Here is a 12,092-nt window from a genome sequence, read left to right on the forward strand (position 1 = left end):
ATGAAAGAGTTTCTGCACCGGGTTTTTTCTGACGTCAAAAATAAAAAAATGACAAAACAGGATGCGATCGGCATTTTGCGCGATTATGATATGCGGATGGGACTTCGCCAAGCGGCTTCCCTTCATCCGCTTGCTCAGCAGCATATTTCCAATGAAACGGGACAGGGATTCTCGGCAGCTTTCAGCGGCCGGGAATTTTTTCTCGCTGATGTTTCTTTACAGCATAAAAAGCTTATGCCTGGAGAACTTCTTTTGGAAATGGCGAGAGCTGCGGCTGTTTTGACAGTAAAGGAGACTGCGGCTGTCCGGCTGAGGAATATTGTGTGGTCAAAGCCCATTCTGACTGAGGCTGAGCCGTTCCATATCGAAATCAGGCTGATACCCGCAGAGGGTGAAGCCAAAAGGTTTGAGATTTATAATCCATTTTCTGCCGATTCCAGTCATCATGATGTGTACAGCCAAGGGACGATTCAGCCAGTTGATGCTCCGCCTGGCATGCTGGATATCAGCCGCTTGAAGGAAAACAGCGGTTCCCTGATGGATCAGCAGCAAATTGAAGCCATCACTCAGAACGATACTGTTCAATACAGTGAGCACATGAAAGGAATTGAGCGTATTTACGCCTCAGCAGGACGGATGCTGGCAGACATATCAATTCCATTGACAAACCAAAAAGAATCCTCCCGATTCGGCCTCCCTCCCTGTGTGATACAAAGTGTGACAGAGGCATGCGCGCTGCTTGGCGGCAAAGAATATAAAACGCTCGCCCCGGTTTCATTGGACGAGCTTTTGTTTTATGAATCTTGTCCTGACAGGGTATGGGCCGAGATACAAGAGAAGGCGGGGAGCTTTTATATTGATTTATGTGACGAAGAAGGAAAAATATGGGCTTCCCTGTCGGGGTTGAAGCTGCAGCCTGTCATCAAGGCGGGCGCTCCCGAAAAAACCAATGCCGAACACCACAGTGAACGTTTGTATGAACAAACGCTTCTTCAGCTCAAAACGCTTTTTGCCCTGACTACAAAAATGGCTGTTTCCAACATAGACACTGAAGAGCCGCTGGAAACCTACGGAATCGACTCAGTTACTGTGACGAAATTGAACCGCGAATTGTCTCTGCTTTTCGGTGACCTTTCCAAAACGGTTTTTTACGAATATAAGACACTGGGCTCCCTGGCAGCTCACTTTGTCACGGATTATCCAAAAGAATGCCGAAAATGGACAAATGATGATGAGCACCGTTCAGGCATATCAGAACAGGTTTTGGCAAATGAAGATTTTCCGGTGCTTCCGTCGTTTATCAAGCGAAAGAAACGGCCTTCTTTTTCCAATGAGAACCAGACAAAAGAAGGGATTGCGATTATCGGAGTCAGCGGATGTTATCCGCAAGCTGAAACACTTGAAGAGTACTGGGATAACTTGGCAGCCGGAAAAGACTGTGTGACGGAAATTCCCGAAGAGCGGTGGGAAAAGGACAAATACTATAACCCTGATCCCGAAGCGGCCGTGAAAGCAGGGAAAAGTTACAGTAAGCGGGGCGGGTTTCTGAAAGATGCCGCTTTCTTTGATCCGCTGTTTTTTCAAATTTCACCCCGTGATGCTTTGAATATGGACCCGCAGGAGCGTCTCTTTATTGAAATGTGCTGGCAAGTACTGGAGGATGCCGGTTATACGAAGGAACAGCTTGAGAATCTGTATAACGGCCGGGTCGGCGTTTTTGCTGGCATTACGAAAAACGGGTACGGAATGTACTGGAAAAACGGCGGCACCCTGCAGCCGAAAACGTCGTTCAGTTCAGCGGCCAACAGAGTTTCCTATTTTCTTAATCTGAAAGGGCCGAGCATGCCGGTTGATACGATGTGCTCGTCTTCGCTGACTGCAATTCATGAAGCGTGTGAAAACATCCTTCGCGGCGAATGTGACATGGCGATTGCCGGCGGTGTGAATGTGTATACGCATCCTTCGGCTTATGCGGAGCTCAGCGCCTATCGAATGCTTTCAAAAGACGGAACGTGCAAAAGTTTCGGTGAAGGCGGAGACGGATTTGTTCCCGGTGAAGGCGTCGGGGCCGTGCTGTTAAAGCCGCTGTCAAAAGCGATGGCTGATAAGGACCATATTTACGGGGTGATTCGCGGCACTCATATCAATCACGGCGGCAGAACAAACGGGTATACAGTGCCGAGTCCGAGCGCCCAGGCTGACGTGATTTCCGGCGCGCTTGAAAAATCAGGAATACATCCGCGGATGATAAGCTGTATCGAAGCCCACGGCACGGGCACTGAACTCGGAGATCCGATCGAAATTGACGGTTTGACCCGCGCATTTCAAACGAAAACGTCAGATAAAGGCTTTTGCGCCATCAGTTCAGTTAAATCCAATATCGGGCATTTGGAAGCTGCGGCAGGCATTGCCGGTGTAACGAAACTGCTGCTCCAGTTTCAAAAACGCAAGCTGGCCCCCTCTTTACATTGCCGGAAATTGAATCCGAATATTGCATTCGACCGGACGCCGTTTGTGGTGCAGCGTGAATTGGCAGACTGGAAACGGCCGGTCATTGAGGAAAACGGAGCGCAGAAAGAGATTTCGAGAATCGCGGGAATCTCTTCTTTTGGCGCGGGCGGGGCAAATGCCCACATATTGATAGAAGAATATATTGAACCTGATAGGGAGATTTCTAAGCCATTCACAGATGAAGACCCCGCAGTCATTTTATTATCCGCCAAACAGGAGGCCAGCCTGAAGCGGCGGGCGCAGCAGCTTCTTCAAGCGATCAGAAAAAATGACGTCACAGACCGCAGCCTCCGGGATGCGGCTTACACCCTTCAAACCGGAAGAGAAGCGATGGAAGAACGTGCGGCGTTTATTGTGACGTCGACGGAGCAGTTAGCGGAAAAACTGCAGCGTTTTATTGACGGCGGGACAGACGGCTGCTTCAGGGGAAAAAGCAAACAGTATAAAGACATTCTAGCCGTTTTTAAGGATGAAGATATGCAGGAAGCCGTCCGTAAATGGATGAAAAGAAAAAAATTCGCGAAGCTTCTGGAACTTTGGGTAAAAGGGCTGAAGATTGATTGGTCAGAGCTTTATAACAGCAGCCTGCCGCACCGCATCAGCCTTCCCGGTTATCCATTTATAAAGGATCGTTATTGGCCGGACGATGCAGCGCCGGACAATGTTCGTGATGCCGAAACACATGCTGAAACATTTCGTGAAATCCGCTTTTTACAGAAAAGCTGGGCAGAAAGCAGCCGTGTTCCGGCTAAGGAAGTGCGGGGCGTCATCGGAATAGCTGCTGATCACCAGACAGGAAATTTGGCCGTTGAGCTGTCCCGTTATTTCCACGAGTCTGAAATCATTGACGCTGCATCATCGGAAATATCCGGGGACGCGGCCCGGTTTGGCGGTCTGATTGATGTGACCGGATGCGGGATGGAAATCAAGCATGATGACGGCTGGATTCATCGTCTGCAGTCTCTCATTGACAACAGAAACCGCGGCCGAAAGCTTCAGCTGCTTTGTGTAACAAAGGGGCTTGTACCTTTTGCAAATGAAACGATAAATCTCTCAGGTGCAAAAAAGGCCGGATTGTACCGGATGCTCCAAAGTGAGTATAAGGATATCCGCTCGCGGCATATGGATGCAGAACGGACTGCCGAAGATCCTGAGCTGGCAAACCAGATCGCAGAGGAGTTTTTTCGCGATTCTGAAGACATCGAAGTGTGTTACCGAAACGGTGTGCGCTATCATGCGCGGTTAAAGGAAACAAACAGCTTAGCTGAAAAAGAATTTTCATTTCCGAAAGACCATGTGCTCTGGATCACCGGAGGGACCCGGGGGCTCGGATATTTATTCGCCCGGCATTTTGCCGAACGTTACGGAGTCACGAAACTCGTGCTTACCGGAAAAGAAACAATGCCTCCGAAAGCGGAGTGGGATGACCATACCAAACGGAATTCCCCGTTTTCCGATAAAGTGAGGAGAATCAGAGAGCTCGAACAAAAAGGTGTCCGAACGGAAGTGCTGTCTGTATCTTCCGGCCCTGAATATGAGCAGGCCGTCAGCCGGGTGAAAGAGAAGATGGGGCCGATAGGAGGCGTGATACACGCAGCGGGAGCCGTAGATCTCGATCATCCCGCCTTTATCCGCAAAACAAAAGAGCAGATGATGCCCGTGCTTGAACCTAAAACAGACGGACTGGACCTTTTGTATCAAGCGCTGCACAAGGAGCCTCTCCGGTTTTTTGCGCTGTTTTCTTCAGTGTCCGGCGTGATGCCGGAATTAGGAGCGGGACAAAGCGATTATGCCATGGCTAACGCCTATATGGATTATTTTGCGGCCGCAAAAGGTTTTCCGGTGCTGAGCATCCAATGGCCGAGCTGGAAAGAAACGGGTATGGGCGAATCAAAAAGCCGGGTCTATCAGAAAAGCGGTTTAAAGAGCATCACTGACAGAGAAGGACTGAGCCTGTTTGATGCCATTATGGCAGGCGATTGCGGATCTGTTATTATGCCGGCCGTCATTCACCCGGAAAAATGGGAGCCTGACCGTCTGCTGCTTTCATCCGGGCTTACTGAAACAAAGCAGCAGGAACAGGCCGATACAGAAAGCGTTGAGGAATGGCTGACGGGCATTTGCTGCCGGGAATTAAGACTGGAGCCGTCAAGATTTGAATCTGATACACCTTTTCAAGATTACGGAGCCGATTCCATCATGCTTGCCCAAGTGTCCAGAGCGATCGGAAAGAGGATCAAAGCTGACCTTGACCCGGCGGTGCTGTATGAATACCCTACGGTTGCTGCGCTGGCGGGATGGCTTGAAACAGCATATCCGGAAATCAAAGCTGCCGTTTCAAAACCGGTGCAGCCTGTAATCCCGTACGTTCCCAAACAAACAGCAGCCGCTGTCATTCAGCCTTCTGGTGCTGCAGCGGCGCAAGACATCGCTGTTGTCGGAATGTCCTGCCGTTTTCCGGGAGCTGAATCAATTGAAGCTTATTGGAAGCTGTTGTCTGAAGGAACGTCGGCCATTCAAAGGGTGCCGAAAGAACGCTGGAAAACGGAGAAGGCGGATTATGCGGGCCTTTTAAAAAATGTAACGCATTTTGACCCGGAGTTTTTCCTTATTCCCGAAGAAGACATCAAGGCAATGGATATCCAGTCCTTTCTTATATTAGAAGAGGCGCTCCATCTGTTCAGAGACAGCGGTTACTCTTTACAAGAAATGAAAGGCAGGTCAGCCGGTGTCTATTTAGGAGGACGCGGCGGCAGTATGCCTGACGAAAACCGTCTGAAGCATGCAAAAAATCCGATAGTCGCCGCCGGCCCGAATTACTTAGCGGCTAATCTTTCTCAATTCTTTGATTTGAAGGGACCGAGTCTCGTTTTGGATACGGCCTGTTCTTCAGCGCTTGTCGGTATGAATATGGCGATACAGGCGCTTTCTTGCGGCGAAATCGACTCAGCGGTGGTCGGGGGAGTCAGTCTGCTGGAATCCGGTCAAACCCACCGGATGTTCGAACTTCGCAATCTGTTAAGCGAAGAGCCTGCGTTTCATATTTTTGACCGCCGCACCGGCGGCATCGTATTGGGAGAAGGCGTCGGAATGGTGTATTTAAAAACAGCGGCCCAGGCTGTAAAAGACGGGGACCGGATTCATGCGGTCATTAAAGGCATTTCCGTAAACAATGACGGCAGAACCGCGGGGCCTGCCACACCGAATATACAGGCGCAAAAAGAAGTGATGGCCAAGGCGCTTGCCAAAAGCGGCAGAAAAGCGGAGGATATCAGCTACATTGAAGCAAACGGTTCAGGCTCTGAAGTAACAGACCTTTTGGAACTGAGGGCGATTGAAGCGGTGTACCGTATGCAAAACAGCGCGCCTTGCGAGTTGGGGTCGATGAAGCCGAATATCGGACACCCGTTATGCGCTGAAGGGATTGCCGGATTCATTAAAACAGTGCTTATGCTCTCGCGCCGAATGCGTGTGCCTTTCCTTTCGGGCAAAGAGCCGATGACGCATTACGATTTGTCCGCCTCGCCGTTTTATTTTTCGCACGCTCTGCGTGAATGGACGGATTCACCGCGGATTGCCGCTGTCAGCAGCTTCGCTGACGGCGGGACGAATGCCCATGTCATAGTGGAAGCTTGGGAGCAAAAGGCGTATACCCCGGTTAGAAAGCCTTTGCCGAGACAGGAATTAAAACGCCGGCCCATTCGTCCGGACAAAGCCGAAAGCCTGCATGAAAGCGCACATAAGTCCCGCCCGAATACGTTTTGGAAACAAATGAAGACTTACTGATTGCGCTGAAAATTGAACGTCGATATGGAGGAAGTTCATATGCAAGAGCAGCTTCTTATTAACAATCAGCACCCCGTTCTGAAACATCATAAAGCCTATGGAAAGGAACTGCTGCCGGGTCTGGCTTATATTGACCTGATCTATCAGACTTTCAGAGAAAACGGTTTTTTTCATGCCGGCCTTGAACTCAGGCACTTATCGATTTTTCACCCTTTAGCTCCTGAACAGGGAGAATCAATCCTGCTTTCCGTTGATTGTACAGTGAGCGGCGAAGGGCAGTGGAAGGTGGAGGTGAAAGGGCAAAAACAAGGTGACGAAGCAGCAGGGACAAAGGTATATGCCGCGGCGCACATGCATTCCGTCAAGCCCGCCGGCTTCCAAGAGAGCGTCCGGATGGATGCCGTAAAACAAACGGCGGCAGAAATACCGCTTGAGGACATTTACGCGGAATGCAGGGATCAAGAACTGGTTCATTCAGGAATGATGAAAGGCTGCGGAAGCGTCTACCAAACTGAAAAAGAGATTTATATTGATCTGTCGGTGCAAAAGGATCAGCTGGAACATGCAGAAGAGGCGATGTTTCATCCCGCATTGATAGATGCGAGCAGCATCGGCTCCAATGTATATCTCGCTCCTTTGACGAGAGAGGAGGGGCAATTATTTCTGCCGCTGTTTTATGAATCGTTTTATTGCGCCGAATTGCTGCAGACGACATGTATCACCAAGATAAAAAAAGAATCCGTCACCCGTAAGAAAGATCTCGTTTACGTAACAATGGAGTTTTTCAATGAGGAAGGCAGAAAAGTCGGCGAACTGAAAAACTTCGCCAATAAACTGGTGAGGGACCCGGAACTGATCAATCAGAAACGGCAAAAGAAAGAACCTGACGGGCGGAATGCCGTCCCGGCTCCGCAAGCGGAACCCCGCTCTGCGGAGGCTTCCGCCGGCCTTACTGAACAGTGCATCGTTTATTTAAAAGAATTGCTTGCCGCCCGATTGAACAAACCTGTGAAAGAGATTGACCCGGATATCGGCTACTATGAAATGGGGCTGGATTCTCCGGGGCTGTTGGACATGGTAAAGGAAATTGAACGAAAAATCGGAACGCAGCTTCTGCCGACGCTGTTATTTGAATACACGACAATCACGGAATTGGCGGTGTATTTGTGCGAACATTACGGAGCCGGTTTCGGCCATGCTCAAAGCGGACATTCAAATGCTGAACCTTTGCACCGGGAAAAAAAGAGGACGACCCAAATCCGCGTGAAAAAATCGGCGTCAGCCGGAACGCAGAATGGAGATATTGCCATCGTCGGGATGGCGGGACGGTACCCCGGCGCCAAAAATCTTCGTGAATTCTGGGCAAATTTAAAAAATGGCGAAAACAGCGTAACGGAAGTGCCTCGTTCCCGCTGGGATACGAGGAAATATGAGCATTTGCGATCGCCGTCCGGCAAGCCGATTTCCAAATGGGGCGGTTTTATAGACGATCCGGATTGTTTTGATGCGAAATTTTTCCGGATTTCTCCGCGGGAGGCAGAAGCTAAAGATCCGCAAGAACGATTGTTTTTAGAAACATGCTGGGAAACGATTGAGGATGCGGGCTACACCCCGGAAACAATCGTTCAGCCGAAAGGGCCGAATAAGAGAATGAACGTCGGTGTGTTTGCCGGGGTGATGCATTTGGATTATTCTCTCGTCGGCGCTGAAGCTGCAGCCAAAGGGCTGGTCTTTCCTTATCCCTTGAACTATGCGCCGATCGCAAACCGGGTTTCATATTTTTGCAATTTTCACGGGCCGAGCATGGCGGTTGACACGGTGTGTTCGTCATCTCTGACGGCCGTCCATATGGCGGCGGAAAGTCTGAGACGCGGTGAATGTGAAGCAGCTCTTGCCGGGGGCGTCAATTTATCATTGCACCCGACAAAATATATCACATACGGCTTGATGGATATGCATTCGAGTGACGGGCTGTGCCGCACGTTCGGCGAAGGCGGCACAGGCTATGTCTCAGCTGACGGCATCGGGGCCGTGCTGCTGAAGCCGCTTCACAAAGCCGAAGAAGATAAGGATCATATTTATGCGGTGATAAAAGGCAGCGCCGTCAATCACGTGGGAACCGTCAGCGGGATTACCGTGCCGAGCCCCGTGGCGCAGGGGGATATGATAGCTGAATGCTTTGAAAAAACGGGGATCGATCCCCGGACGATTTCTTATGTGGAAGCGCATGGAACCGGAACTTCTTTAGGAGATCCGATTGAAATACAAGGTCTTGTTAAAGCTTACCGCACGTTTACGGAGGATCGGCAATTTTGTGCGATCGGTTCCGTTAAATCGAATATCGGACATGCGGAATCAGCCGCCGGGATCAGCGGGCTTCATAAAACGGTTTTGCAGCTGTTTCACAAAACGCTTGTCCCTTCTTTGCACTCAGAGACGATTAATCCGTATCTTCGTTTAGAGGACTCGCCATTTTACGTGCAGCAAAAAACCGAGTCATGGAAAAAGCCGGCGTATACAGAGAACGGCAGTAAACATTCCTGTCCGAGACGCGCAGGCATCAGTTCATTCGGGGCGACGGGTTCAAACGTTCATCTCATTTTAGAAGAGTACAGGCCTAAAAACGCCGGCATTACGGAGAATCAAGAGAGACCGTATATCGTGCCTCTATCAGCGAAAAATCCGGAGCGGCTGAAGGAATACGCTGCCCGCCTGCTGATATTTCTCAAAGATAAAGCGCTTGAAGGAAGCGGTCCGCTTCATAACAAAATAGATACAATGCAAAATCAGCTGGAAAATGCGTTGCGGGGTGTTCTGGCGGAAGTTCTGCATGTAGCGGCCGGCTCGGTAGATGGTGAACACGATTGGAAGGAATTCGGCTTGGATGTCATGCAGCTGACTCAGTTTTCTGAGCTGATGACGGATCAATACGGGCTGGAAATAAACATGACTGATCTCATACAGCATACTTCCGTCCGGACTTTAGCAGAATGTCTTACAAAAGATGAGAAACATAAGAATATTCTTTCCGGTCTTTTCGGTCAGTCCGGCTTAGATAAGCAGCCTGATGAACCTTTTTCCCTGCGGTCACTGGCGTATACGCTGCAAACGGGACGGCTGGAAATGGAAGAACGGCTTGTTTTTTTAGTGAACGATCAAGCGGACCTGATCAGGAAATTAACCGAATTTACAGAACGAAAACGGCAGATTGACGGCTGCTTTCAAGGGCGGTCTGGTAGCGGAACGGAAATCAGGGGTTTCCTGAATGATGATCAGGATACGGAGGAGCTGATCCGAAAATGGATGGACAGCGGCACTTACAAAAAACTTGCGGAGCTGTGGTCAAAAGGATTTGAGATAGACTGGACGCGGCTGTATCAGGAGGAGAAACCGCGCAGGATGAGTCTGCCGACGTATCCGTTTGCAAAGGAACAATATTGGATACCGGAGCCCGATCATCCCGTTACTTCCGTAAATACAGAAAGCAGGCTTCACCCGCTGCTTCACCGCAATACATCAGATTTGTTAGAACAAAAATTCAGCACGGTACTGAACGGAGATGAATTCTTCTTAGCCGATCATATCGTCCGAAACAAGCGTGTTCTTCCCGGGGCGGCTTATCTTGAAATGGCGAGAGCCGCGGCTGAACTGGCTGCCGCGCCGTTAGCCGCTGAATACACGGCTAAAACCGGCATTTCGCTGCGGTATATCAGCTGGATACGCCAGGCCGTTCATAAAAAAGAGCCGCTGCGAATGACGACAGGGCTTTCCTTGGAGAATAACGGCAATGTTTCATTTCAAGTGTACAGCAATGAAAACGATTCAGACATTTATTGTGAAGGCAGTGCTGTGATTGAGCCGCTGTCTGAGGCGCCGGTCTTGCATATTGAACAGCTGAAAGCGCGATGCCGCAAAAAAGTGCTGTCAAAAGAAGACTGCTATGCGGCGTTTGCAAAGGCGGAAATTGTATACGGACCTTCACATCAAGGAATTGATCACATTTATCGCGGGGAAAAAGCAGCCTTGGCTAAATTGGTGCTCCCTGCTTCCGTTTCTGATGAGGCCGAACAGTTTGTGCTCCATCCTAGTCTGATTGATTCCGCTTTTCAGGCGGCCATCGGCGTTATGAATGAAGATCAAGCGGGTTATCCGGAGCAGCCGTTAATGCCTTTTGAATTGCATGAACTGACCGTTTTTCATCCTTGCAGTCCAAACATGTGGGCGGCCGTGTTTGTGACGCATGAAACACCGGCCGTGCGAAGAATGGACATTGATATATGTGATGAACGCGGCAAGGTGTGTGTAAGGATAAAAGGGTTTTCTGCCCGGATGGCCGAAAGTGCGCCGCCCGTAACCGATAATAAGCAATACGATCTGCCGGGTGACCTTACTGGAGCCGTCAAACTGATGCAGGTATGGGACGCGGAACCGATAGACAACCAAACCGGCTTCCCCATTTCTGAAGCAAAAGCTCTCATTATAGGCGGTACAGACGGGCAGGCCGACGCGGTTTTACGATTGTTTCCTAAAGCTGTCCGATTTGACAGCAGCCAAAGTGCTTCCGTTGAAGTGATATCTGATCGGCTCCGCCGTCTCGGTGAGATTCAGCATATGATCTGGTTTGCCCCTCAGCCAGCTGATTCTTACATCCATGATCAAAAAAGCGGGGTGCTGCAAATTTTCAGAGCGGCCAAAGCTCTTATCGGTCTCGGGTATGGAAAAGAGCAGCTCGGGATTACGGTGATTACGCACCAAGCACAGCCTATCACCCAATATGATGAGGCGCGTCCCGCTCATTCCAGTGTGCACGGTTTTGTCGGGTCTCTCGCTAAAGAACATCCGAGCTGGCACATCCGTCTGGTCGATCTTGAGGACGGAGGGGATTTCCCCGCAGAAGACATATTCAGCCTGCCCCGCGACCGTACGGGTAAAGCATGGGTGCGCAGACATCAGGAATGGTACCGGCCTCAATTGCTTCCGGTCCAAAGCGAGCCGTCTGAAAGTGTTCCTTACCGCTATGGAGGCGTATATGTCATCATCGGCGGTGCGGGAGGCATCGGCGAGGTTTGGACAGATTATATGGTGACGACGTATAAAGCCCGAATCGTCTGGATCGGGAGGCGGCCGCTGGACAGCCGGATACGCCAAAAAATAGACCGGTACCGGCCATCAGGCCCGGCTCCCGAATATATATCCGCAGATGCTTCTGATCTTCCATCGCTTCAGCGCGCCTATGAACAGATTAAAAACACATACGGCACCATCAGCGGCGTCGTTCATTCAGCGATGGTATTTGCGAATGAAAGCGTAAAAGATATGGAAGAATCACAGTTTCACGCCGGCCTTAAGGCGAAAGTGGATATTTCCGTCAACATTGCCGAAGTATTTGCGAAAGAGTCTTTGGACTTTATTCTCTTTTTCTCTTCGGTTATTTCATATATTAAGAATCCGAATCAAAGTCATTATGCGGCGGGGTGCACATTTAAAGACGCATTTGCCCATGAGCTTTCCGGACGGCTGTCATGCCGGGTCAAAGTGATGAACTGGGGTTATTGGGAGCGGGCTGACAATCACATTTCTGAAGAGTTTGACAGACTGAGCCAAATCGGTCTAGGGCTGATCAGCCGGGCGGAAGGGATGCAGGCGCTGGAAACTTTGCTGACGCAGCCGATCTCCCGTATGGGACTGATGAAGCTGACCAAGCCGATTCCGATCGAGGGAATGAACCCTCATGAATTTGTGACTATCTGATTGCCTGTCAAAATGACGGAGCAAATTTAATTTTCTTAGGAGGA

Annotated in this window: 2 protein-coding genes; both read left to right on the forward strand. The window is 50.1% G+C overall.

All coding sequences use genetic code 11. From position 1 onward, the window contains the following. Positions 1-6,297 carry a type I polyketide synthase gene (locus tag ACXN9U_RS03585; protein WP_489202176.1) on the forward strand — a complete coding sequence of 2,099 codons (6,297 nt, stop codon included), beginning with the start codon at positions 1-3 and terminating at the stop codon, positions 6,295-6,297. 39 nt (positions 6,298-6,336) lie between these two features. Continuing rightward, a complete protein-coding gene (locus tag ACXN9U_RS03590) occupies positions 6,337-12,048 on the forward strand; it encodes a type I polyketide synthase (protein WP_489202177.1) in 5,712 nt (1,903 codons plus the stop codon). Positions 12,049-12,092: the final 44 nt, after the last annotated feature.

The sequence above is a fragment of the Bacillus sp. BACIII genome (assembly GCF_057836745.1).